This is a genomic window from Francisella philomiragia (assembly GCF_018135955.1).
Taxonomy (GTDB): Bacteria; Pseudomonadota; Gammaproteobacteria; order Francisellales; family Francisellaceae; genus Francisella; species Francisella philomiragia.
Window position 1 is genome coordinate 782,573 of sequence record NZ_CP063138.1, and the last position, 23,663, is coordinate 806,235.

Here is a 23,663-nt window from a genome sequence, read left to right on the forward strand (position 1 = left end):
TTAATCTAATAAAAGAGGCTTAAAAATGTCAGATACTAGATATCAAATTACTAAAAAAGTTACTCTAGTAGGTATGTTTATAAATGCATTACTTGCTATTTCAAAGACATTTATTGGAATCATAGGGCGATCGCCAGCGTTATTTGCTGATGGAATACACTCATTTTCAGATCTTTTGAGTGATGCTATGGTTTTATTTGCTGCTAAGTATGCTAATAAGGGTGAGGATCATAATCATCCTTATGGACATGAGAGATTAGAAACCTTAGCAACTTTAGTATTATCTGGTTTGCTTATATCTATAGGTTTTATGATTGTTTATCACTCATTAGCTACATTGATTGTAGGTGAGTATGAAACTCCAGATAGATTTACTGTGTATGCAGCAATTTTCTCTATATTAGGTAATGAGTTTATTTATCAATACACTATGAGAGCCGCAAATAAGATTGATTCTGATATGTTAAGAGCGAATGCTTGGCATAGTCGTTCAGATATGTGGTCTTCAGTAGTAGTATTAGTTGGTTTAATAGGCGCTTTTGTAGGTTTCCCATGGATGGATGCTATCGCCGCCTTAGTAGTCTGCTATATGATCGTTAAGATGGGAGTCAAGTGGGGTTACTCTGCTGTTGCTGAACTTATCGATGAAGGTGTTGATGCTGAAACACGTAAAAGTATCAAAGAAATAATTACTAATTCAGAAGGAGTGCAAGACTTTCATTTTTTAAGAACTAGAAAAATGGCTGGTAAAATTGTATTAGATGTTCATATTTTAGTTGATAAGTATAGTACAGCTTCTGAGGGGCATTATATCGCTGAGATTGTTAAGAGTAATATTTATCATAATATCGAAAATATCAAAGATATTACAGTACATGTAGATGTTACAAATCATGAAGACGGTGTTATTAAGCTTGAAAATTTTGAACCTTCTCGCATAGAGATATTATCTGAGATAAAAGAGATATTCGCTCAAAATAATATTGATGAAAGTAATATTTTAGATAAAAAGATGTCTATATATTATTTTGAAAATGAAATCTTAGTAGATCTATATGTCAAAAGATCAAATGATCTAAAAAGATTGTCTAAAATGTTGAGCAACCTCTCTGTAAATGGTTATAATACTAATGTAAGCTTATATTGTCATCTAGCTGATAGCTGATATCAAGGAGATTAAATGAAAATCAAAAAAGCAGTCTTTCCAGTTGCTGGTTGGGGAACTAGATTTTTGCCAGCAACTAAATCATGTCCTAAAGAGATGTTAACAGTTGTAGACAAACCATTGATTCAATATGCTGTTGAGGAAGCTATCGAAGCAGGCTGTAAGGAAATTATTTTTGTTACAAGCTCTAACAAAAAATCTCTTGAAGATCATTTTGATAGAAATTTTGAATTAGAGTATTCGTTAGAGAAAAAGCAAAAGTATGAACTATTAGATTTAGTCAAAAACATAATTCCGAAAGATGTAAGCTTTTTCTTCGTTCGTCAGCCAGAAGCTCTAGGCTTAGGTCATGCTGTGCTATGTGCAAAACCTCTTGTTGGAATTGAAGATTTTGCGGTAATATTGCCGGATGATTTAATCTATAATCATGATTGTGGTACTGGTACCCTTAAGCAAATGGTAAAAGCTGTAGAAGGTACTGATATCAGAGGATGTATAGCTACTCAACAAGTCAAAAAGGAAGAGACTAGCTCTTATGGTATCGTAGCTAAAGATAGTGAGAATCTTATCAAAGCAATAGTTGAGAAACCAGCTCCAGAAAAAGCACCTTCAACTAATGCTGTTGTGGGTAGATATCTATTGCCTAATAAAATTTTCAGATGTTTAGAATCAACTTCAGAAGGTGCAGGCGGAGAGATTCAACTAACTGATGCAATCGCTAAACTACTCGATCAAGAAGAGAAAATTCTATCTTATGAGTTTAAAGGTACTCGTTATGACTGTGGTAGTAAGCTTGGATTTTTAATCGCTAACTATGAAATAGCTCTACAGCACAAAGAGTTAGGTAGTAAATTCAAAGAATATCTTCAAAGTAGATAATCATTTATCAATATTTGATAAATATTGTCAAATATTGATAGGGTAAACATAGTCAAAAATTCTAATAAATATGCTAATATGATTTTAATTGTGTTTTAAAATTAATAGATATGTCATATTCAAATTTTCAAGTTTCAGAAGAGTTTATAGCTCAAGCTAATGTTAATGCTGAGCAATATGAAGCTATGTATAAAGAATCAATAGAAAATCCAGAAGCATTTTGGTCGAAGCAGGCTAATTATATTAGCTGGCATAAACCTTTTGATAAGGCTTTTGCAAGTAGCTTTGATCCTGTAGATATTCAATGGTTCAAAGGTGGTGAGCTAAATGTTTGTTATAACTGTGTTGACAGGCATTTAGTAGACAAGGCGAACAAGGTTGCTTTTGTATGGCAAGCAGATGACCCATATCACACTAAGAATATTACGTACAGAGATCTCTATCACAGAGTATGTGAGATGGCTAATATACTTGAGGCAAATGGTGTCAAAAAAGGAGATGTCGTAACTATATATATGCCAATGATACCAGAGGCAATATATGCGATGCTTGCTTGTGCACGTATAGGAGCTATGCACTCAGTTGTATTTGGAGGTTTCTCAGCAGAAGCACTTAAGCAGAGAATTATAAATGCAAATAGTAAATTTGTAATTACAGCAGATGAAAGTATTAGATCAGGTAAGAGAATACCTCTTAAAAAAAGTGTAGATAGAGCAATCTCTGGTTTAGACTTCGTTAGAAATGTCCTAGTTGTGAGTAGAACTAAGACAAAAGATATGGTTTGGAACGATATAGATCTTTGTTATGAAAAAGAGTGTGCTAAGGTCTCTGATGAACATAAGATAGAATTCTTTGATGCAGAAACTCCATTGTTTATGCTATATACTTCAGGCTCAACTGGTACTCCAAAAGGTCTTGTTCATACTTCAGGAGGCTATCTTGTTTACGCAAGTATGACTCATAAATTAGCTTTTGATCTAAAAGATGATGATGTATATTGGTGTACCGCTGATATTGGTTGGATTACTGGGCATAGTTATGCTGTTTATGGTCCGCTTGCTAATGGTTGTACCTCCTTAATCTTTGAAGGTGTTCCAACATACCCAGATGCTTCTAGAATGTGGAAAGAAGTTGATAGGCATAATGTGAAATCCCTATATACAGCGCCAACTTTGATCAGATTATTAATCAAAGCTGGAGATCAGTACCTTAAAGATTCAGATAGAACTTCATTAAGAGTATTAGGATCTGTTGGAGAACCTATTAATCCAGAAGCATGGAACTGGTTTGTAGAGAAGGGCGCAAATAATCAAGCACCTCTTGTTGATACTTGGTGGCAAACTGAAACTGGTGGACATATGATTCTGCCATTACCAGGTGCTCATAAACTAAAACCAGGATCGGCATCTAAACCTTTCTTTGGTGTTGACGTAGCTTTATTAGATACTGATGGTAAAGAGATTGAGGGAGTTGGCAAAGGAGCTCTATGTATTAGAACTGCGACTCCTGGTATGGCTAGAACTATTTATGGTGACCATGATAGATATATTCAAACATACTTTAGCAGTTTTAAAGGTTTCTATTTCTCAGGTGATGCAGCCAGAAGAGATGAAGATGGTTATATATGGATAGAAGGTCGTATGGATGATGTTATTAACGTATCAGGCCATAGAATGGCAACTGCTGAAATAGAAGCTGTATTGAATACTCATTCTAGCGTTGCAGAATCAGCTGTAGTTGGTATGCCTCATGATATCAAAGGTGAAGCAATTTATGTCTATTGCATATTAAAAGATGGTCATGATGGTAAAGGTGCTGGAGATGAGTATCTTGATAGCATCAGAAAAACATTGGTATCTTATATTAGACAAGAGATTGGTCCAGTAGCAAGTCCAGATGTGATTCAGTTTACTCCAGATTTACCAAAAACTCGTTCTGGTAAAATTATGAGAAGAATTTTGAGAAAAATAGCTGCAAATGATTTTGATAATTTAGGTGACACATCTACACTTTTAGATCCGAGTATAGTAGAGTATCTGATAAAAAACAGGTAGTCTAAAATTCATGAATCCTTCTTTACTACAAGGGTATGTCAAAATATTCCTAGCCTTAGTATTTTGGGCTAGTTTGTATCATATAGCTCCGCTTCCATTAGAATATGTAGATATATATTTGGTTGGCTTAATTCGTTATGTAATGGCGTCTCTTATTTTTCTTGTAGTTCACTATTTTTTTACCAAAACATTTTTCCCACGCTTAAATCTTAAACAATGGCTTTATGTTATAGCTGTTGGATTCTTTGGGGTATTTCTATATAACATAGTATTCTTATGGGCAGAGAAACTGATATCTGGAAATATTGTTGCAATTATATTTGCATTTAGTCCATGTTTGATAACTATTTTATCTAGTTACATGTTTCAGATGAAAGTCAATCAACAAGCAAAGATTGGTATATTGGTTGCACTGCTAGGTACAATCGGTGTTGTCATGTTTTCTAGTAATTCTTCTATGGAATGTTCAACTGGCATTAAAATGAATCTAGGAGAAATATTAAGTATATTAGCTGTTGTATGTTTTTCAGCTTATGCGATATTTGGTAAATGTTGTGTAAGAGCAGGTGTTGATATGATTACAATCAATACTTACGGTGCTATAGTTGGCATGATAATGTTTGCTATAGTGAGTTTATTTAAATCAGACTTTTCAGAACTTGCTCATACAGATATTAAGTTTTGGGGTAGTATGCTATATATAGCGGCATTTGCAACCGTATTAGCTTATCTGTGGTATCTAAGAGCACTTGAGGAAATAGGAGTTTATAAGACAGCTGTTTTTCAAAATACTATGCCATTTTTAGTTATTTTGATTGGTTTTGTCATATATGGCGAAACAATTTCTATCTTATCATTGCTTTTTGGTGGAGTTGTGTTTTTGGGTGTATATATGACAAATGTAGCAGTTAGTAAAAGAGTATAGGTTATAATCTATTTTTAAAGTCAGCTCCATATGGTGAATATGTGAATCCTATACTCTCACGATTATGAACTTCAACAAGTCTTGAGTGAAGATCAGAACTGGTTGATGAATCTCTATGAAATTTGTTCCATTGATTATTTTTATAGGCATCTTTACAACCTACAAGTAGAAAAGTTAGAATTATTAAGCCTACAATTTTCTTAAGCATAGTTGTAAATTACTTTAGCAATTAATAATAAGATTAATAATATATATTATCAGATTAGACTAATGAATAAAGATTTCTAGAGTATATTATTTGTATAAGTACGGTTTTCACTAATTAACTTTTAATGGGTGCCATTATTTTTTTCTATATACACGTAAATTAATAGTAGTTATCCTAAGTCAATTTTTATTTATCTATATAAGAGTATATGAATAGTAGAGGATTCTCTCTAATAGAGCTAATAATTGTTATAGCGATAATTGCTATCATAGCCACTATAGCAATACCAATGTACTCAAATTTCCAGATTAGAGCAAAGCTTTCTGGTGCAGATATTGCAGCTCGAAATTATATTAATCAGATTACTCATTATATATATGAAACTGGAAAATTTCCCGATGAAAACTCTGATCTTTGGGGATGTGTTGAAATAAATAAAGATAATGTTGTACAAGTGTGTAAAGAAAGAGTAGATGCTCAGAATGCAAGTATTAAAGTTTATGTTGAACCAACTTTGATACCTGATGTTACTGAACCGTACTATCAGTATGATTTGGTATTGACTGAGTAGGAGATTAAACTAAGAGGTATAGTTATGAAATTTAAAAAAATAGTAGTTTTATTAGGTGGTTTTTTATTGGGTGATATTGCTTCAAATGCTGCAAATCTTGAAGTGACTAAATCTGCAGGGAATTTATCTAGTAGTATGGTTCCTGGTGTAGCTAATGATAGTGATACAACAGATGAAGTATCTAACACTATAACTGATACAACATCTGCTCCAACAATTGAAGATACTCGAGCAGCATTAATTGCATCTGGTGATATTGTACAACAAGCTATTCCAACTAAATCTTTATTAAATGATCAGAAAAGTTATTTAAATGAAGAGGGTACACATGGATTTGAATGGGTTGGTACTCCTGAGGAGGGACATCTTGAAATTGCTGCACCAGATGGTTCGAGGCTTGCTCTTGAACTTCCTGAAAAGGTTGGATATAGATACTCTTGGGGAGATCGTTATTGGGGTCTAAAAGATGCTGAAGGTAATAGTTATTCAATTAATTTACATGATAATGGTAGTATAGATGCTTGGCTAGGTTCAAAAAATGTCTATTCAAACTATGATTATGGAGATCCTGCGAAAAATAAAACATTAGAAAAAGCGCCTCAAGGATTCCAAGATCTTTTTACGGCTATTAAAGAAGAATAATAATAATATTAAATTTAGTATTTATTTACATCTTTACTTCTTCTAAAAACCACCTATCAAGAGAAATTATACAGTTTCCATATTTAATAGACTCATAAGTTCCTCCATTATATGCAGAGCTAATGTTTGAGCATATATTGTTACGGTATTTTTTAAATTCTTTGATGTTAGAGTCTTTGAGAGAATCTAGTTTTTTATCATACATTTGCATTTGTGTCTTAAGGCATTGATTAATCTCATAGGTATTACCATCACATATTGGATTATTAGCAAAAACTAGTATTGGTAGAAACAGTGAGAGTATTATTCTAAGCATTATTTTATATCCTATATTTCGATGATATGACTATCTAAATCAAGAAAGTCGATGATTTTATTTTTTTCTGTTGTCGTAATAAAAACTTGTGATTTTAGATTTTTGAGATAGCTAAAGAGAGTTTTTGTATGAGTACTATCAAGTTCAGATGTTATATCATCTATTAGATAAATACATTTGTTTTCATTTTCTGAATTATGAATCTCTCCTTGTGCTAATTTGATTGCACAAATCAGTAGTTTCTGTTGGCCACGGGAAAAGATATCTTGTATTGGTTTATGATTTATAGTTAAAACTATATCAGCTTTGTGAGGACCGTGATTAGTGACATTGTATCTATTATCAGAGTCAAATGATTCTTCTAAAACATGTACTAGACTTTTATGTGAGTTCCAACCACGGAAGTAATCTATATCAAGTTTTAAATCTGGATTAAATTGTGACAGAACTTCATATATTTTAGGTTTTAGTTTTATAAAATAAGCTTGTCTTTTGTAATCTAGAATATCAGCAAACTCACATAATTTTTTATCTATCCCGTTGATATAAGCCTTTGGGTAGTTTTGTTTAAGAGCAGAATTTCTTTGCTTGATAAGAAATTTAGTTTGTTGCCATATTTTTAAAAAAGTTTTATCAAGATAAAAAGCGCCCCAATCAAGTACTTTACACCTTTGTTGAGCGCCAGAGTTTATGATATTGAAACTTTCAGGATTCATTAATTGAATAGGCAAAACACGAGTTATTTCAGTATGATTTTTTTGAATTTCGCTATTTAATTTTGAAATATTATTACTATTTTTTTTACGTGATAGTGAGATGACTACTTCATCAGGGTTATAAGCTTTTGTATAGACTATAAATTCATCACTGTCATGGTTAATTATACGATTAAGCTGTGAGCTACGAAATGATCTACTATGTGACAGAAAATATATCGACTCAAGAATAGATGTTTTGCCAGAACCATTTTTACCAACTATAAAATTTATACTATTTTTAAAATCAAAACTCTTAAAAGGAATATTTCTAAAGTTTTGTAAGCGTAAGTTGGCTATATACATTTTTTAGATAAATTCTAAGCTAGTATTATAAATTTGTTGTTTTAGTATATCAGGATTTAGTTGATAAATATCGTTAAGCAATTCAAAAATTGTAGGTATATTTTCTGGAGTGTTAATATCTTCAGAACTAGTATAAAGTCGCATATCAGGTGAGTCTGTTTCTAAAACAATATTTTTAGGGTTAATCTTTTGTAGAGTTTGTTTAAGTTTTGATTGTGGGTGAGAGATAATTCCTCCAATGCCTAATCTAAAGCCAAGATCTATATACTGTTGTGCTATAGTGTCATTTGCATTAAAAGCATGAATAATACCACCATTAATAAATTTTAAATCTTTAATGATTCGTAAAACTTCATTATGAGATTTTACAGCATGAATAATTACTTGTTTATCGAGATTTTTAGCAATAGCTATTTGCACTGAAAAAAATTCTATCTGTTTATCAAAATTTTCAAATCTTTTATCTAGACCAATTTCCCCAATTATTTTAGTTGAGTGTTTATTACTATATTCTTCTAAAGTATTTAAGTCAGAGATACTATGATTATTAATAAATACTGGATGTAAGCCAAAACAAATAGAGATATTATTATATTGTTGATTAAGTTGAATTAGATTGTCCCAATTATTTCTTTGAGTAGCAGGGTTTATAAAGTGAGTAATACCTAATTCATCACTGTTTTGTAATATTGCATCTCGTGTCTTATCAAAAATAGTAAAATCTAAGTGACAATGCGTATCAATAAACATAGATGTTTAGTTAAATTCTTTGGTTTATTAAGTTATAATATAGCGCAATATATATAACAATTATACTTTTCAGCATACTTGAGAGTATTAATAAAATAAACATTTATCTATAAGGTTTGTAAATGAGCAAAGTTACAAAAGATTTTTTATTTGAATTAGGGACAGAAGAACTACCTCCAAAAGCATTACGCAGTTTAGCAGAGTCTTTGTTAAATAGTGTAGAAACTCAATTGAAAGACGCAAAAGTTGGTTTTGGCGGTACCAAGTGGTTTGCTTCACCTCGAAGATTATCTTTTATAATCAAAGACTTAGCTGAGTCTCAAGAAGACATAGTTGTTGAAAAGCAAGGCCCACTAGTTAGTATCGCTTATAAAGATGGTGAGCCAACAAAGGTAGCTTTAGGTTTCGCAAGTTCTTGTGGAGTAGAGCTTGATCAATTAGATAGAATCGAAACTCCAAAAGGTGACAAACTTTTTTATAAAACTATACAATCTGGTCAACTAACTGTTTCTTTGTTGCAAGAAATTATTACAAAAGCACTTAAGCAATTACCGATTCCAAAAATGATGCGTTGGGGTGATTCTGTTGTTGAATTTGTGAGACCTGTACATTGGGTGCTAGCATTATATGGTAGTGAGACTGTTGATATTGAGATTTTAGGACATAAAGCTTCTAATATTACTTATGGACATAGATTTCATTATCCTGATGCAATATCTATCAATGAGATTGCTGAATATGAGAGAGTATTAGCTGAAGCCAAAGTTCTTGTCGATTGGGAGAAACGCAAGCAAATGCTAATTGAACAAGCCAAAAAGATAGCTAAAGAAAATAACTATAAAGTAATTTTGGATGATGATCTTGTTGAAGAGGTTTGCGCTATTGTAGAATATCCAAATGCTATGCTATGTAGTTTTAATAAAGATTTCTTGAGAGTTCCGCAAGAGGCTTTGATATCTTCAATGGAAGAACATCAAAAGTGTTTTGCATTATTAGATAGTGATAATAATCTTGTTGCAAATTTTATTACAATCTCAAATATTGAGAGTAAGAAGCCTGAGCTTGTAACATCTGGTAATCAAAAAGTTATGAACGCAAGATTAGCTGATGCGGCATTTTTCTATGATACAGATCTGAAGAAATCTTTAGAACAATTATTACCTAGATTAGAGAATGTTACATTCCAAAATAAACTTGGAAATATGTATCAAAAAGCTCAAAGAATTGCTAATACAGCACAGAAATTAGCAGATTTGAATAATGTAGATAGCCAACAAGCTTACAGAGCTGGTTTATTAGCTAAGGCTGATTTGATATCTGATATGGTATTTGAGTTTACTGATTTACAAGGGATAATAGGCAAGTATTATGCAAAAGCACATGGTGAAACAGATATCGTTGCTGATGCTATAGAACAGCAGTACTGGCCAAAATATTCTGGTGCAGAATTACCAAGGACTGATGTCGCAGCTTGTGTTGCACTAGCAGAAAAGTTAGATACTTTAGTTGGGATATTTGGAATTGGTCAAAAACCAACAGGAAATAAAGATCCATTTGCTCTAAGAAGATCAGCGATTGGTATTCTGCGTATTCTAAGAGATACAAATATTGATATAGCTTTAGAAAAGGTTATTGAAATTGCATTAGATAGCTATAAAGAAGTGAATAGCTTAGAGTTTAGTTCTGATATAAAAGCAGAAGTAGTATCATTCTGTCTAGATAGACTAAAAAATCTATATAAAGATGAGGGTGTTGCTGTAAATATCTTTGAATCAGTAATTAATACTAAATATGATTCAATCAAGGATTTTGCAGCTAGAATAATGGCTGTAACTAGTTTTATATCTACAGATAAAGCTCAGAGTCTTATAGCATCAAATAAGCGTGTTGCTAATATTCTTAGTAAGAACGCATCTGAAGATAAAAAGTACTCTTATAATATTGAGATAGCTAAAACAGTAGGCAATGAGTATGAGCTAGCTCTTGCTTATAGCATAGAAGAAATAAGCGCTGATCTTGATAAGTATCTAGGTAATAGAGAATATAACTATGCTTTAGAGCTTTTGACTTGTTTAGATAAGGTTATCGCAGAGTTTTTTGAAAATGTTATGGTTATGGATGATGATGCCAGTGTCAGAGATAATCGAATTGCATTACTTGCAACTATTCATAAAATGTTTGTTGGTGTAGCTGATATTTCAAAACTTTAATCTTAAAATATTTATTTCATTATTTTTCTGCTTTATTATATTTAATAAAACAATCTTTTTTAAAAAATATGTCAGAACAAAAAAATGCTTTAGGTGGTATATTGAAGCCGTGTTGTTTAGAGCCTAAGACTGGGTTTTATAGAGATGGTTTTTGTCGTACTGATAATCATGATCATGGCTTACATGTTGTATGTGCCATTATGACCAAAGAGTTTCTAGAGTATACAGCATCAAGAGGCAATGACTTGTCTACACCTAATCTTTTATTTGATTTTCCAGGACTCAAACCTGGAGATAAATGGTGTCTATGTGCGTTGAGATGGTTAGAGGCATATCAAAATGGAGTAGCTCCAGAAGTAGTGCTTGAGTCAACTAATGAGAAAGCTCTACAAGTAGTCAAGAAAGAGTATTTGTTAGAAAGGGCGTATTCTGTAGAGGTTTAGCTTCTATTAGCTTTTTTATTTAGCTTATAAATTCCAAAAAGTAGTATAACTGTTGCTAATGCAAAGATGAACTGAGCAATTGGTGACGCTACTACCAAGTCTCTACCATGATAGAAACTTATAAAGTAACTACCACTTGCCGCAATCATATTTTTGATAAAGTTTACAATTGAATTAGCTGTACCAAAACTATGATCAATTTGATCTATTGCAAATGAATAAATAAGAGTTGAACTAAAAGCAACGCTAGCACACAAAACAAACATTATAACAGTATAGATAAAAGCATTGTCTAGTTTTAGAGCATTAAATAGAATCAAAATAATACAGCTTAACGCTATTAATATGACACTATAGTATAAAAATTTTAATTGTTGAACATGGTGTGAGTTCTTTTTGATAATAACATTTGCAAGTATAGAGCCTAAGCAGCAAACTCCATAGTAGATACAGTACCATAAAGATCCGGTAGCATAATCACCTAAATATATTAAAGCTGATGATGATATAAAGATAAAAAGAGTCGCAAAAATAGTTCCACTAGCGATTGTAGCAAGCATAAAGCGAGGATTAGTTAAATGTTGGAAGTAGCTTGGGATTAATTTTATTAGGCTAGATTTTCTATCTTTAGACTCTAGAGTTTCTTCGATTAGAAAAGCACATAGAAGCATAACTACACCATATATAGTTAAAAAGTGAAATGTACTTTGCCAAGTATGAGTTAAATTTGTAAGAATAGTACCAATTATTGGAGCTACTATGGGGGCTATTAACAATATTATAATTATCGATGCTACAAGGTTTGTAAGTTTGGCTCCTTTGTAGCAGTCACGAGCAATTGAGAAGGCTATTACAGCACCTACTGAGTCGGATAACCCCTGTATTAAACGCATTATTTCAAGCATTTTGAAGTTATAACTATACGAACATAAGACAGTACTTATGATATAGATTACGCTACCGATGATAATAACTTTTTTGCGTCCATATTTATCAGAGATAGCTCCCCAAAAAAGCATACCAAATGAAAAGCCAATAAAATATGTTGCAAATGTTGTAAGAACAGTACTATTACTAACACCAAAGTCATTAGCTATCAGAGGAATAGCAGGAGCGTAAGTGTTGACAGCTAGTGGCGGAAGGGCAGCAAACAATGCCAATACTATAGGGAATAATTTAGAATCTCGAGTTATATTTTTCATATGTAGATAGCAGAGAATATGTTATATATTTTTTATGGTATCAAGTATATACTCTTTTAAATTTTTACCAACTATTTCATATCTCCAACCAACTAATAGCTTATTACCCGAGTAGTTAGGGTCGATACTAAGATTATATGCTACTGAGCGAATATCTTTTCTTGATGCTATTAATGAAGCATCAAACTTGAAGTTTCTTGTTTGATTATCAAAAAAAGTAGTTATTTTATCATTTATCTCGGTGGAGATTTTAGCTCCAGATTTTTGCTCTAAGTTTATATGCTCTAGACTCTGTTTAGAGTTAATAACTGTTATTATACTTTTTTTGATCCAAGGCTTAAGTTTTTTTAGTTCTTCAGTATCAAATGAGTTTAAAGACTTAGGATTTTTATGAGCTATAGCATAAAGAACTTTATTATCAAAAATAAATCTAACAGGAATATTTTTTTGTTGAGCCATAGATTCACGCCATTGAGCTACTAATATAGCGTTTTTTTGTGTTTTTTCACTAAATTTTTGGATATTACCAATTTTATTGTGAATATTCTCAACAGTGTTAAATTCTGTTTTTTGTATCTCTAATAGTTCCTCATAGAAGTATTGCTTGTAATCAGTTTGATTAAGTTTTGATTTAAGATGATATTTGATTTCTATAAGATGCTCAACATCTTTTAGAGCATAGTCAAACTGCTTTTGAGAAAGTGGCCTTTTACGCCAGTCTGAAAACTGTGATTCTTTCTCCATTTCAATATCAAGTATATCTTTGAGTAGAGCCTTGAGAGATATTTGCGATTGAGTACCTAAAAATGAAGCTGCAAGCTGAGTATCAAAAATATTATTAACTTCACAATCAAAAAATCTTCTTATAATCGGGATATCATTTGTTGCAGAATGGATTATTTTTTGGATATTCGTATCCTCAAAAATATCTTTAAGTTTACTAAAATCAAGATCTTCTAGAGTATCTATCAAAAAGATTTCATTTTCAGTAGCTATTTGTACAAGACAAAGCTCTGGGTAATATGTACGCATCCAGTAAAATTCTGTATCTACAGCTATTTGTGAAGTGCTTTTAAGAATTTTAATCACATTATTTAATTGTTTATTTGTATTAATTATCATCGTTTTTTTAGTTAAAATACTTATAGAAATTTAAACTTGTCTATTTAGTTAGTATAAAAATTTATATATGTTAACATTTTTCATAAACTTATTGTTTAATAAAATTAGATGATTGCGGATAATTCTAAAGATTTTGATTTAAAAAGTTTCTTGGCAAACTTAACCACACACTCTGGTGTTTATCGTATGCTTGATAAGCACGGCGAGATAATCTATGTTGGTAAAGCAAAGAATCTTAAGAATCGGGTAAATAGTTATTTTTCTAAAGGCGCGAAAGATAGTAAAACTCTAATGATGGTAGAGCAAGTAGCTAGAATTGAGATAACTATTACTCCTAGTGACTATGAAGCATATTTGTTAGAAAATAATCTCATTAAGCAACATCGCCCTAAATATAATATTTTATTTAAAGATGATAAAAGTTATCCATATCTAGTAATTTCTCGTGATAAATTTCCTAGAGTATCTTTTTATCGTGGTAAATCAGCATATAAAAAAGGTCAATGTTTTGGACCTTATGTATCTATATCATCAGTTAAGAATACTCTAAATATTATCCAAAAAATTTTTCCAATTCGTCAATGTGAAAACTCATACTATAAGTCTAGGGTTAGGCCATGTTTGCAATATCAAATTAAACGCTGTCTAGCACCATGTGTAGGCTTGGTTTCTCAAGAGCAATATGATGAACAGCTAGCTATTTTGAAGAAGTTTTTAGCTGGGAAGTTTAGTAGTGTTTTAGAAGAAATTTCAGCTAAAATGTATCAGGCTTCTGAAGATATGGAGTATGAAAAGGCTCAAGTATATCGCGACCAGTTAGTGATATTACGCAAACTACAGCAGCAGCAAATAGTCGATATTCAAGAAGATAAAACATTTGATGTAATCGGTATCTATATGCAAGATAGCTATGCAAGTATAGCCTTATTACAAATTCAAAATGGTGATGTTGTCGCAGATAGACATTGGAGTATCGATGCCAAAGGGCAGGATAAAACTTCAATAATGCATGCATTCTTATCACATTTTTATTTAGGTGATGAAATTCGTAATATTTGGCCTAAAAATATAATCATATCAAAAGTTGAGTTTGCTGATATTACTGATCTTATGAATAGTATCTCTCAAAAAATTGGTCAAGCCATAAATTGGATAGTTGTACCAGCTGCTGACAATCTTAAGTGGTTGAAATTAGCTGAGGTAAATGCGCGACAAAAGTTAAGCATCTACACAAGTTCAAAATCTCAGTATCAAAAACGCTTAGAATCACTCAAAGAATTTCTTGAGTTAGAAAAAGATATTAAGCGTATTGAGTGTTTTGATATTTCACATTTCCAAGGTGAGGCAACTATAGCGTCATGTGTAGTATATACAGATGAGGGTGAAGATCGTAAATCTCATCGCAGATACAATATCAAAGATATCAAAGCAGGTGATGATTATGCAGCAATTCATCAGGCAGTATCGCGTCGAGTTAGTTCAGGATTAGAAGCTGATAATCTTCCTAATGTTATGATAATAGATGGTGGTAAAGGGCAGATTCATCAAGCAGAAGCAGTTTTTAGAGAGTATGGAATTCAAGATAAAGTCCAGCTTGTAAGTTTAGGTAAAGGTGTTGAGCGTATAAGTGGTAAAGAAAAAATCTACAAAGGTTTTGATGATACCGAATATACATTAGATGAACACAATCCAGGGTTTTTATTATTACGACAAGTTAGGGACTCTGCTCATGATCATGCAATTAAGGGTCAGCGTAAAAAAGTAAGTGCAAATAGACAATCATCAATTATTGAAGAAATAGAAGGAGTTGGACCAAAGCGCCGTAAAGCTTTGATAATGTATTTTGGAGGCTGGCAAGAACTATCTAGAGCTTCTGTTGATGAAATCGCAAAAGTCAAAGGGATTAGTAAAAAACTAGCTCAAGAGATTTGGGAATGTTTTCATTAAAAAATACTAAACATCAGCAACATAATGGCGTAGAATATTCGCATTTTAAAAACTATCAAATTAAAAAAATGAATAAAAAAAGTTTGCTATTAGTTATTTTAGGAATATTTTCAATATTCTTCTGTTATTTCTTTGTCGATAGACAAATTGTTTGGTTTCTATATGAGCATAATTCTCGACAATATACAATTATGAAGTTTTTTTCAGATGATATTATTTCATTTATAAAAGTTTTGGTATTTGTATTTTATGTATACTATTTCATTAAGCTTATACTCAAAAAAGTAGTAGATACTGACACAAAATTTTTGCTAGTAGCTAATGCAATTATAATTGGACAATTTATTAAAGATATTCTAAAGGGGATTTTTGGTAGATATTGGACGGAAACTTTTAAGAACAATCCTTCTTTGATTAGAAATGATTTATATGGATTCAATTGGTTTACATTTGATAATATAAATAATTCTTTTCCATCTGGTCATGCTACATTTATATTTTCATTTAGTGTAAGTATGTGGATTTTATTTCCAAAGTATAGATGGCTTTGGACATTGTTGGCATTTTTAGTCGTGGTTACGCAATTGCTACAATACTTTCACTTTGCTAGTGATTTAATTGCTGGATCAATGCTTGGATCAATAGTTGGGTATTATGCAGCCCAGTCTTATAATCAGAAATTTAAACAGTCTAAATAAAAATACAAATCTTACAAAACTATAGTTATAAAATGTCGATATGTTAGAATTATTACAAATATTTAATATTTGATTTAATTAGACAAAAATAATAATGGAAAAGAAACAAGTTAAAGCAGTATCACTAATCTCTGGTGGTCTTGATTCGATGCTTGCAACAAAGATGATGCTAGAGCAGGGTATACATGTAGAAGGCATAAATTTTTTTACTGGTTTTTGTGTTGAGGGACATACTCACGCAATTCGTAAGCAAGATAAAGAAAAGCAAAAACGTAACAATTCACTATGGGTTGCTGAGCAGTTAGGGATTAAGTTACATATTATTGATGTGATTGAAGAGTACAAAGATGTCTTACTAAATCCTAAATATGGCTATGGTGCGAATATGAATCCATGTTTAGATTGTAAGATTTTTATGGTTCGTAAAGCAAAAGAATGGGCAAAGGAAAATGGCTTTGATTTTATAATTACAGGTGAAGTAATAGGTCAAAGACCAATGTCACAGCGTAAAAGTACAATGCCAGTTGTTCAAAAACAATCAGGAGTAGATGATTTATTACTTAGACCTTTGAGTGCTAAAAACTTACCAGAAACAAAACCTGAAAGAGAAGGTTGGGTTGATAGATCTAAGCTGATGGGAATCAAGGGGAGAGGCAGAAAAGATCAAATGAGAATGGCGCGTGATTGGGGTATAGAAGATTATGCATCTCCTGCTGGAGGATGTTGTTTTCTTACTGATAAACAATACTCTGATAAACTAGTTGATTTATGGCAGGCGCGTAACTCAAAAGAGTATGAATTTGATGATATCATGCTTCTTAAAGTAGGTAGACATATTCGTTATAAACCTGAATATAAACTTATAATCGGTCGTGAAGAAGGTGAAAATAATTATTTAAATGGCTATAAAAATCAATTTACTCATGTATACTGCTCATCTCATCAAGGTCCTTTAATTCTTATTGATGGCGACTTTGACAAGGCTGATGAAGATTTTACGGCACAAATTTTAGGCAGATTTACTCAGGGTAAAAATGCTGAAAGCGTAACAATGGTGTTTAACTATCTTGACAGTACTAGTAAGGAAGTTGTAGTTAAGCCAATGCCTGCTGATGAAATTCAAAAAGAGTGGTATATATAATGCAACAATTAAATTTAGAAAGACTTCTTTGCCCGATGCCAGTTATCAAAACACAAAATACTTTGAAAGCTATGCAGACAGGGGAACAACTAAAAGTAGTTTGTACAGATCCTGGGACTATGCATGATATTCCAGCATGGTGTAAAGTGAATGATTATATACTTGTAAAAGCAGAACAAGTAGCAGATAAATATGAATTTATAATAGAGGTGAAATAGTGGATCATTCAGTTTTAAATGTATTAGTTTGTCCAGTTTGTAACTCAAGCTTACATTATGACAAAGAAAATCAACTCTTAATTTGTAAGGCTGATAAATTAGCCTATCCAATTCGTGAGAATATTCCAGTAATGTTAGTTGAAGAAGCCAAAAAACTAACTCTAGAAGAGGTGAAAAAATATGGTTAATATTCATGTTGTAATCCCTGCTAGGCTTAAATCAACACGCCTACCTGGCAAGATGCTTGCAGATATTGCTGGTAAGCCAATGATTCAAAGAGTATATGAGCAGGTAGCTAAATCAAAATTTAAGAGCATAATTATAGCTACAGACTCTCAAGAAATAAAAGAAGTTGCAGAAAATTTTGGTGCAAAAGTAATATTGACAAGAGATGATCATGAGTCAGGTACAGATAGGATAGCTGAGGCTGTTACTAAGCTAGGTTTTGCTGATGAAGATATTGTTGTTAATGTACAGGGTGATGAACCTTTGATCCCTGTTGAAAATATCGAACAAGCAGCACAATTATTAATCGAAAAGCCAGAAGCAGTTGTCTCAACATTATGTGAGAGAATTACTGAAGCAGAAGATATATACAACCCAAATAATGTCAAAGTTGTTTTTGATAGAAATAATTATGCTTTGTATTTTAGTAGAGCCTCAATCCCTTTTGAAAGAGGTTTTTCAGAGAATCATCAAGTTAGTATATCTGAATTCTTTAGGCATATTGGTATATATACTTATAGAGTTGGCTTTTTGAAGCACTATGCGGAGCTTGCAATATCACCAATCGAAAAATATGAAGCTCTTGAGCAATTAAGAGTATTATATAATGGTTATAAAATTGCTGTTGAACAATCAGCTAAACCAACTCCTGCAGGTGTTGATACGCTTCAGGATTTAGAAAAAGTAAGGAAACTATTTGATGTTTAAACTAGATTCTCGTTTAGAGGCAGATACTTTTGAAGTTTGCGAATACTTAGATTGTAAAATTTTGCTAATGAATAATTCTATAGTACCTTGGTTCATAGTTGTACCATTTACAGATAGAACAGAGTGGTATCAGCTTGATGATTCACAGCAATATAATATCAATAAGATTATTAATAAAATATCTAACTTTATAGTTAACGAATATAAAGTAGATAAGTTAAATGTAGCTACTATAGGTAATGTGGTTAAGCAAATGCATATTCATGTAGTAGGACGTTTCGAAAATGATCCTGTATGGCCAGCTCCTGTGTGGGGTAATATTCAGTCCAAACCATATACTGAGCAAGAAATAATTAAGTTATTAGAAAAAGTCAAAGATATATTCTAGTTAAATTAATCCTTATCTATTACCTACTCTAATTAACATTTAAATTATTAATTAGTTATAATGATAATCAAACATTTTTTATTTTAAATGAGCTTGAATTTCTATGAAATTAAACAAGATATTAATAGCAGTCTCAGTTTTATTTATTCCTATACAGTTTTGTTATAGTTTTGCTCTAACAACTGGCGGGCAAATTAAAGATATTGCTCAAAACTATGCTGAGAAAAAATACGATAGACAATATAAGGTTGAAAGAACATATGATCGAGGGTTATCAGTAGTTCTAGGAGAGTATGTCGATACTGGTTGGCTATCAAGTAAAAAAGTGAATGAGTGTACTGTGTTTGTAGCTAATCAACTTGATAATAATCTTATAAATGCCAATCCAACTGTACCTAGCATAGATGGGAAGTATAATGTAAATAGTGATAATTGTGGCGAGAGTATATTGATGCCCAAGATTGAAAAATACATAGATAGTAATTTTATAGCTAACTACTATGATTTGAATACTGTAAATTTTCGTATAAAGATAAGCTATAACTCATCAGAGGATCATCGTGACTATGAGAGGTTATCATATAATAGTGAGCGAAGTTATGAGATCTTTAATCAAGATAATAACTGGAATTTGAGTGCAAAAGAGTGGTTTGATAAATATAAGGGTCAAATTAAGATTGAAAATGTTGTCATAGATATTTACGATCAACCTGAAAATCCTAAAAGTATAATAAAAGCTATAGAGTTTAGCTACAATCTAGATTCTTATCTACGTTACTTGACAAATAGCAACAATTTAGAAGGAATGTATATTCATGTAACTTCTTTAAGTTCTCAAGAGATAAAAGATAAAGGTGGATCAAAAACTAAAGTTGAGATATCGAAAGAACATCCTAGAGGAGTTATCTATAATTACTATCTAGGGATTGCTAATGCAAAAAATGAGCCACTCACAATTTCAAATATATTTGAACATGCTTATCTTACAGATTCTAATAGTGATACTGGCTATATACTTGTTAAAGATTCAAAATATTACCAGCCAATTCAGAAAATATTAGCTAAGACAATTAATAATTAGTTGTTATTCAACTATTTTTCTTAAATATTATTTATCGGAGATTTTGTGTGTCCCTTGACAAGCTTTTGAAATATAAAAAGTAGGCTTTATATTAAACTTTTTAGAATAGTTTTTTTCTAAGTACTCAGTATAATCCTTCAAAAGTTTGGTTGGCAAAAGGTGTATGGTTGAGCCTCCAAAGCCACCACCGGTCATTCTAGCTCCATATACTCCAGCAAAACTTTGAGATAGCTCGACTAAGTAATCAAGCTCATTACAACTAACTTTATAATCATTTTTTAAAGAGTTGTGAGATTGGTACATTAGTTTACCTAAATTACTCCAATCTTTAGTTGTCATTGCACTAGTAGCATCTACCACTCTTTGATTCTCTGTGTAAACATGTAATGCCAGTTTATAGTCTGCTTCGTTAAAATTAGCTTTAGTATGCTCTAATTTTTCTATATTTAGCTCGCGTAAGGATTTTATATTATTAAATTTAGCTATATCTTCACAGACTTGACGACGTTTATTATAAGCAGAATCTGCTAGATTGTGTTTAATATTTGTATCACAAATAAGCACCGATAGGTTATCAAGCTCAAAAGGTATGTTGTCACAATGATTATCATTACAATCAATCATTGTTGCAGCACTCTGCTTTGAAAATAAACAAGCCATCTGATCCATAATTCCACATTTTGTACCAATATATTCATGCTCAACTTTTTGAGCAATTTTTGCAAGCTCAAGCTTAGATATGTTTAGCTCATAAATCTCATTATAAGCATAAGCTAATGCAGTATTTAATGAAGCAGATGATGAAAGACCAGCCCCGAAAGGTAAATCACTAAAGATATAAATATCTGCTCCTTTGATATCTTTATAGAAATCTAATTTAATTATATTTATAACGCCTTTTATATAGTTTTGCCATGTGTTTGATACTTCTTGCTGTATTTCATTGATATTAAAAGAAGTTGAGTCATCAAGATTTTCACTATAAACATTTACAATATTGTCACTTCTTGTTGCGATAGATATAAAAGTACCTTTGTTGATAGCAAATGGCATTACATAACCATTATTATAATCAGTATGTTCTCCAATTAAATTTACTCTGCCAGGCGAGAAAAAAACTTTGGGGTCTCTATCATAAAGTCTAACGAAACGATTGATTAGATTATCTTTGATACAGTCCATCATAATTATAGCTCTCTTAAAACTTGTGCTGCTAACTCTGGAGTAATATCTCTTTGTGATTCTCCAAGCATTTCAAAACCAACCATGAACTTTTTAACCGTTGCTGAACGTAATAATGGCGGATAGAAATGTGCATGAAGCTGCCAGTAATCAGACTCTGTAGCATTTATTGAACCATGCCAACCCATTGAATATGGGAAAGAGGTATCAAATAGCTTATCATATTTTACTAATAGTACTTTTAGAGCATTAGCAAGTGATTTTCTTTGCAAATTATTCAGATGATTAATATGAGCACATTTGAATTTTGGTAGTAATAATGTTTCATATGGCCATGTTGCCCAAAATGGTACAACAATTAACCAGTCATCATTTTGATAAACAATTCGGTCTTTTTCCTTTATTTCTCTATCGGCGTAATCTATCAGCATACTAGATTTGTTTTTCTCAAAATATTGTTGTTGCGACTCATACTCTTTTTGAGCTTCTGTAGGTAAGAAATCACAAGCCCAAATTTGTCCATGAGGATGAGGATTTGAGCAACCCATAATTGAACCTTTATTTTCAAAAACTTGTACCCACTGATATTTTTTACTGAGTTGATTGACTTCAGTCGCCCATAAATCTACAACTTTAGTTATATCTTCTTCTTGCATTGACGCCATTGTTAGATTATGTTTAGCAGAAAAACAAACAACCTTAGCAATACCTGCAGCACTACTTAATTTAAATAAATCATCATTTATTTCAAGTTTAGGATCTATTTTTTCTTTAGAAAGTGCTGAGAAATCATTCTCAAATACAAAAGTTTCTTTGAAGTCAGGATTTACTTCTCCATTTGCTCGAGTATTAGTTGGACAAAGATAACATTTATCATCATACTCAGGAAGGGTGTTTTTTTGTGTTTCTTCTGATTGACCTTGCCAAGGTCTATTTAATCTGTGAGGGGACACTAATACCCATTCGTTAGTCAAAATATTTTTACGACGATGGGAGGATTTTAGTTGTGAGACTGTAGCTGAAATCTTCATTTATAATTAAAAAAATGTTGTTTTGTATTTTGAGTATAGTATATCATGAGTAACTGGAGTATTTAGTAAAAATTAATATAGGAAGTTTGTATGCAGAGTGAAAAAAAAATTAATTTTGTAGTCATTCGTGTGGCTATAATAGCAGCACTTGCTGGTCTACTTTTTGGTATGGATATTGGCTATGTAAATGGTTCATTACATTTTATATCCCAGACATTTGACTTGAGCGTAGCTGAGAGTGGCCATGTATCTAGTGTGTTATTATTAGGTGCTGCATGTGGAGCATTGTGTAGTGGCTTTTTATCAAAGCATTATGGTCGTAGAAAAGTCTTATTAATTGCAGCAGCTATATTTTCTATATTTACAATTGTGGGAATTTTGGCACCTAATTATGAAGTATTTATTTCATCAAGATTTATTTTGGGTATAGCAGTAGGTATAGCTTCATTTATAGCTCCATTATATCTATCTGAGATAGCACCTAAAGAGTTTAGGGGAGCACTTATAGCCTTGTATCAGTTAATGATTACTATTGGCTTATTTTTGGTTTTCTTGACAAACTCTGCATTAGAAAGTACTGGTTCATGGAGAATAATGTTAGCAGTATTAGCAGTTCCATCTGTGATAATGTTTTTTGGGTGTTTGACATTGCCAAGAAGCCCAAGATGGTTGGTATTAAAGGGTAATAATGAAGAAGCTGCGTTAGTTCTTAAGAAGATAAGATCAAGTGAAGCAGAAGCTCTAGAAGAGCATGAAGAGATTAGACAAACAACTCATACAGGTGTTAGTGTTTTTTCTCTACTAAAGCAAAAGTTTTTTATAAAAGTAGTATTACTAGGTATTGCTCTACAAGCATTTCAACAATTTACAGGTATGAATGCTTTTATGTATTACTCAACTGATATTTTTAAGTTAGCAGGATTTACTAATCCTTCAACATCTACAATAGTAATTGGTTTACTTAATATGTTGACTACATTCTTAGCGATTAAGTACGTTGATAAGTTTGGACGTAAGCCTATTTTATACTTTGGTTTAAGTCTACTTATTACATCATGCCTAGTAGTAGGGTTTATATTTAAAGCTCACTTTGCATATGGTCAGCCAATGGTTTTATCTCAGACACTACAATGGACTGCGTTAATTTTTTGTCTATTATTTATTTTTGGATTTGCGATATCTATGGGGCCTGTGATTTGGATTTTATGTTCTGAGATTCAACCTATTGAGGGTAGAGACTTTGGTGTAACAGCTTCAACTATGAGTAACTGGATTTGTAATGCTATTATTGGTAACTTTGCACTAACTTGGTTAACTTTCCATCCTGATAGTACATTCTTTGGATTTGCTATATCTTGTATAGTTTGCTTACTATTTGTGAAGTTTTTTGTACCAGAGACAAAAGATGTTTCATTGGAAGAAATTGAAAATAATCTAAGAGCTGGCAAGCGTCTAGCTAAGATTGGTAGTTAATTTTGTAAATTATTGAGTAACTA

General features: G+C 31.8%; 25 protein-coding genes. 17 read left to right on the forward strand and 8 right to left on the reverse strand.

The features are described 5' to 3' along the window. The first annotated feature begins 25 nt into the window (after window positions 1-25). From IMS64_RS03785 to IMS64_RS03800, 4 genes are all read left to right on the forward strand, one after another. Window positions 26-1,165, forward strand: a complete 1,140-nt coding sequence (locus tag IMS64_RS03785) for a cation diffusion facilitator family transporter (protein WP_035736111.1) — start codon at window positions 26-28, stop codon at window positions 1,163-1,165. A 15-nt stretch (window positions 1,166-1,180) separates the two neighbouring features. After that, window positions 1,181-2,044, forward strand: coding sequence for a UTP--glucose-1-phosphate uridylyltransferase GalU (gene galU, locus IMS64_RS03790; RefSeq protein WP_004287877.1), 864 nt, complete (start codon window positions 1,181-1,183; stop codon window positions 2,042-2,044). Window positions 2,045-2,154: 110 nt separating this feature from the next. After that, window positions 2,155-4,098, forward strand: a complete 1,944-nt coding sequence (gene acs, locus IMS64_RS03795; RefSeq protein ID WP_035736097.1) for an acetate--CoA ligase — start codon at window positions 2,155-2,157, stop codon at window positions 4,096-4,098. A gap of 10 nt (window positions 4,099-4,108) precedes the next feature. After that, window positions 4,109-5,023 (forward strand): DMT family transporter, encoded by a 915-nt coding sequence (locus IMS64_RS03800; protein WP_211490944.1) that lies wholly within the window; start codon window positions 4,109-4,111, stop codon window positions 5,021-5,023. Between the two features lies 1 nt (window position 5,024). Here IMS64_RS03800 and IMS64_RS03805 read toward each other — a convergent pair whose 3' ends face one another. Next, complete coding sequence (locus tag IMS64_RS03805) at window positions 5,025-5,231, reverse strand: hypothetical protein (protein ID WP_211490945.1); 207 nt, start codon at window positions 5,229-5,231, stop codon at window positions 5,025-5,027. Between the two features lie 208 nt (window positions 5,232-5,439). Between IMS64_RS03805 and IMS64_RS03810 the strand changes: the two genes are divergently transcribed. Further along, a complete protein-coding gene (locus tag IMS64_RS03810) occupies window positions 5,440-5,802 on the forward strand; it encodes a prepilin-type N-terminal cleavage/methylation domain-containing protein (RefSeq protein WP_200166462.1) in 363 nt (120 codons plus the stop codon). Between the two features lie 24 nt (window positions 5,803-5,826). Beyond that, complete coding sequence (locus tag IMS64_RS03815; RefSeq protein WP_211490946.1) at window positions 5,827-6,444, forward strand: hypothetical protein; 618 nt, start codon at window positions 5,827-5,829, stop codon at window positions 6,442-6,444. A gap of 25 nt (window positions 6,445-6,469) precedes the next feature. Here the strand turns inward: IMS64_RS03815 and IMS64_RS03820 are convergent, their stop codons facing one another. Genes IMS64_RS03820 through IMS64_RS03830 form a run of 3 tightly spaced genes read right to left on the reverse strand, consistent with a single transcriptional unit; the run spans window position 6,470 to window position 8,571 of the window. Next, window positions 6,470-6,760, reverse strand: coding sequence for a lysozyme inhibitor LprI family protein (locus IMS64_RS03820; protein WP_244972917.1), 291 nt, complete (start codon window positions 6,758-6,760; stop codon window positions 6,470-6,472). Between the two features lie 11 nt (window positions 6,761-6,771). Beyond that, a complete protein-coding gene (recF, locus tag IMS64_RS03825) occupies window positions 6,772-7,821 on the reverse strand; it encodes a DNA replication/repair protein RecF (protein ID WP_211490947.1) in 1,050 nt (349 codons plus the stop codon). Between the two features lie 3 nt (window positions 7,822-7,824). Then, entirely contained in the window at window positions 7,825-8,571 is a 747-nt protein-coding gene (locus IMS64_RS03830; protein ID WP_211490948.1) for a TatD family hydrolase, read from the reverse strand. 122 nt (window positions 8,572-8,693) lie between these two features. Here IMS64_RS03830 and glyS point away from each other — a divergent pair, with 122 nt between their 5' ends. After that, window positions 8,694-10,781 (forward strand): glycine--tRNA ligase subunit beta, encoded by a 2,088-nt coding sequence (gene glyS / locus IMS64_RS03835; protein ID WP_211490949.1) that lies wholly within the window; start codon window positions 8,694-8,696, stop codon window positions 10,779-10,781. Window positions 10,782-10,849: 68 nt separating this feature from the next. Further along, on the forward strand, window positions 10,850-11,224 hold the full coding sequence (locus IMS64_RS03840; protein WP_211490950.1) for a DUF2237 family protein: 375 nt from the start codon (window positions 10,850-10,852) through the stop codon (window positions 11,222-11,224). Here the strand turns inward: IMS64_RS03840 and IMS64_RS03845 are convergent. Then, window positions 11,221-12,426, reverse strand: a complete 1,206-nt coding sequence (locus tag IMS64_RS03845; RefSeq protein WP_035736066.1) for a multidrug effflux MFS transporter — start codon at window positions 12,424-12,426, stop codon at window positions 11,221-11,223. The genes IMS64_RS03840 and IMS64_RS03845 overlap by 4 nt on opposite strands. A 21-nt stretch (window positions 12,427-12,447) precedes the next feature. Beyond that, window positions 12,448-13,548: a ribonuclease D gene (locus tag IMS64_RS03850; protein ID WP_211490951.1), complete on the reverse strand. Its 1,101-nt coding sequence runs from the start codon at window positions 13,546-13,548 to the stop codon at window positions 12,448-12,450. Between the two features lie 108 nt (window positions 13,549-13,656). On the opposite strand from IMS64_RS03850, the gene uvrC reads away from it, so the two are divergent. From uvrC to IMS64_RS03890, 8 genes are all read left to right on the forward strand, one after another. Further along, on the forward strand, window positions 13,657-15,495 hold the full coding sequence (gene uvrC / locus IMS64_RS03855; protein ID WP_211490952.1) for an excinuclease ABC subunit UvrC: 1,839 nt from the start codon (window positions 13,657-13,659) through the stop codon (window positions 15,493-15,495). A gap of 68 nt (window positions 15,496-15,563) precedes the next feature. Further along, a complete protein-coding gene (locus tag IMS64_RS03860) occupies window positions 15,564-16,193 on the forward strand; it encodes a phosphatase PAP2 family protein (RefSeq protein ID WP_211491085.1) in 630 nt (209 codons plus the stop codon). A 94-nt stretch (window positions 16,194-16,287) separates the two neighbouring features. Then, window positions 16,288-17,334, forward strand: coding sequence for a tRNA (5-methylaminomethyl-2-thiouridylate)-methyltransferase (locus tag IMS64_RS03865; protein ID WP_211490953.1), 1,047 nt, complete (start codon window positions 16,288-16,290; stop codon window positions 17,332-17,334). Next, window positions 17,334-17,552 carry a sulfurtransferase TusA family protein gene (locus IMS64_RS03870; protein WP_042523174.1) on the forward strand — a complete coding sequence of 73 codons (219 nt, stop codon included), beginning with the start codon at window positions 17,334-17,336 and terminating at the stop codon, window positions 17,550-17,552. Before IMS64_RS03865 ends, IMS64_RS03870 begins: the two co-directional genes overlap by 1 nt. After that, on the forward strand, window positions 17,552-17,740 hold the full coding sequence (locus IMS64_RS03875; RefSeq protein WP_013923253.1) for a Trm112 family protein: 189 nt from the start codon (window positions 17,552-17,554) through the stop codon (window positions 17,738-17,740). The genes IMS64_RS03870 and IMS64_RS03875 overlap by 1 nt, the downstream gene beginning before the upstream one ends. Next, window positions 17,733-18,485 carry a 3-deoxy-manno-octulosonate cytidylyltransferase gene (kdsB, locus tag IMS64_RS03880; protein ID WP_211490954.1) on the forward strand — a complete coding sequence of 251 codons (753 nt, stop codon included), beginning with the start codon at window positions 17,733-17,735 and terminating at the stop codon, window positions 18,483-18,485. The genes IMS64_RS03875 and kdsB overlap by 8 nt, the downstream gene beginning before the upstream one ends. Then, the gene (locus tag IMS64_RS03885) at window positions 18,478-18,873 is read left to right on the forward strand and encodes an HIT domain-containing protein (protein WP_211490955.1); all 396 of its coding nucleotides are present in this window, start codon (window positions 18,478-18,480) and stop codon (window positions 18,871-18,873) included. The genes kdsB and IMS64_RS03885 overlap by 8 nt, the downstream gene beginning before the upstream one ends. Before the next feature lie 103 nt (window positions 18,874-18,976). Beyond that, a complete protein-coding gene (locus IMS64_RS03890) occupies window positions 18,977-19,954 on the forward strand; it encodes a hypothetical protein (protein WP_211490956.1) in 978 nt (325 codons plus the stop codon). A gap of 27 nt (window positions 19,955-19,981) precedes the next feature. Here IMS64_RS03890 and IMS64_RS03895 read toward each other — a convergent pair whose 3' ends face one another. Then, the gene (locus IMS64_RS03895; protein ID WP_211490957.1) at window positions 19,982-21,139 is read right to left on the reverse strand and encodes a galactokinase; all 1,158 of its coding nucleotides are present in this window, start codon (window positions 21,137-21,139) and stop codon (window positions 19,982-19,984) included. Between the two features lie 2 nt (window positions 21,140-21,141). Beyond that, a complete protein-coding gene (locus IMS64_RS03900; protein WP_211490958.1) occupies window positions 21,142-22,167 on the reverse strand; it encodes a UDP-glucose--hexose-1-phosphate uridylyltransferase in 1,026 nt (341 codons plus the stop codon). Window positions 22,168-22,257: 90 nt separating this feature from the next. On the opposite strand from IMS64_RS03900, the gene IMS64_RS03905 reads away from it, so the two are divergent. Beyond that, a complete protein-coding gene (locus IMS64_RS03905) occupies window positions 22,258-23,640 on the forward strand; it encodes a sugar porter family MFS transporter (RefSeq protein WP_211490959.1) in 1,383 nt (460 codons plus the stop codon). The last annotated feature ends 23 nt before the right edge of the window (window positions 23,641-23,663 follow it).

Bases quoted from the DNA above. Each gene is read 5' to 3' on its own strand.
- IMS64_RS03810 (WP_200166462.1), top strand. From the start codon at position 5,440: ATGAATAGTAGAGGATTCTCTCTAATAGAGCTAATAATTGTTATAGCG.
- IMS64_RS03865 (WP_211490953.1), top strand. From the start codon at position 16,288: ATGGAAAAGAAACAAGTTAAAGCAGTATCACTAATCTCTGGTGGTCTT.
- galU (WP_004287877.1), top strand. From the start codon at position 1,181: ATGAAAATCAAAAAAGCAGTCTTTCCAGTTGCTGGTTGGGGAACTAGA.
- IMS64_RS03905 (WP_211490959.1), top strand. From the start codon at position 22,258: ATGCAGAGTGAAAAAAAAATTAATTTTGTAGTCATTCGTGTGGCTATA.
- IMS64_RS03885 (WP_211490955.1), top strand. From the start codon at position 18,478: ATGTTTAAACTAGATTCTCGTTTAGAGGCAGATACTTTTGAAGTTTGC.
- acs (WP_035736097.1), top strand. From the start codon at position 2,155: ATGTCATATTCAAATTTTCAAGTTTCAGAAGAGTTTATAGCTCAAGCT.
- IMS64_RS03820 (WP_244972917.1), bottom strand. From the start codon at position 6,760: ATGCTTAGAATAATACTCTCACTGTTTCTACCAATACTAGTTTTTGCT.
- IMS64_RS03830 (WP_211490948.1), bottom strand. From the start codon at position 8,571: ATGTTTATTGATACGCATTGTCACTTAGATTTTACTATTTTTGATAAG.
- IMS64_RS03785 (WP_035736111.1), top strand. From the start codon at position 26: ATGTCAGATACTAGATATCAAATTACTAAAAAAGTTACTCTAGTAGGT.
- IMS64_RS03800 (WP_211490944.1), top strand. From the start codon at position 4,109: ATGAATCCTTCTTTACTACAAGGGTATGTCAAAATATTCCTAGCCTTA.
- IMS64_RS03895 (WP_211490957.1), bottom strand. From the start codon at position 21,139: ATGATGGACTGTATCAAAGATAATCTAATCAATCGTTTCGTTAGACTT.
- IMS64_RS03840 (WP_211490950.1), top strand. From the start codon at position 10,850: ATGTCAGAACAAAAAAATGCTTTAGGTGGTATATTGAAGCCGTGTTGT.
- IMS64_RS03805 (WP_211490945.1), bottom strand. From the start codon at position 5,231: ATGCTTAAGAAAATTGTAGGCTTAATAATTCTAACTTTTCTACTTGTA.
- kdsB (WP_211490954.1), top strand. From the start codon at position 17,733: ATGGTTAATATTCATGTTGTAATCCCTGCTAGGCTTAAATCAACACGC.
- IMS64_RS03815 (WP_211490946.1), top strand. From the start codon at position 5,827: ATGAAATTTAAAAAAATAGTAGTTTTATTAGGTGGTTTTTTATTGGGT.
- IMS64_RS03870 (WP_042523174.1), top strand. From the start codon at position 17,334: ATGCAACAATTAAATTTAGAAAGACTTCTTTGCCCGATGCCAGTTATC.
- glyS (WP_211490949.1), top strand. From the start codon at position 8,694: ATGAGCAAAGTTACAAAAGATTTTTTATTTGAATTAGGGACAGAAGAA.
- uvrC (WP_211490952.1), top strand. From the start codon at position 13,657: ATGATTGCGGATAATTCTAAAGATTTTGATTTAAAAAGTTTCTTGGCA.
- recF (WP_211490947.1), bottom strand. From the start codon at position 7,821: ATGTATATAGCCAACTTACGCTTACAAAACTTTAGAAATATTCCTTTT.
- IMS64_RS03900 (WP_211490958.1), bottom strand. From the start codon at position 22,167: ATGAAGATTTCAGCTACAGTCTCACAACTAAAATCCTCCCATCGTCGT.
- IMS64_RS03850 (WP_211490951.1), bottom strand. From the start codon at position 13,548: ATGATAATTAATACAAATAAACAATTAAATAATGTGATTAAAATTCTT.
- IMS64_RS03845 (WP_035736066.1), bottom strand. From the start codon at position 12,426: ATGAAAAATATAACTCGAGATTCTAAATTATTCCCTATAGTATTGGCA.
- IMS64_RS03890 (WP_211490956.1), top strand. From the start codon at position 18,977: ATGAAATTAAACAAGATATTAATAGCAGTCTCAGTTTTATTTATTCCT.
- IMS64_RS03860 (WP_211491085.1), top strand. From the start codon at position 15,564: ATGAATAAAAAAAGTTTGCTATTAGTTATTTTAGGAATATTTTCAATA.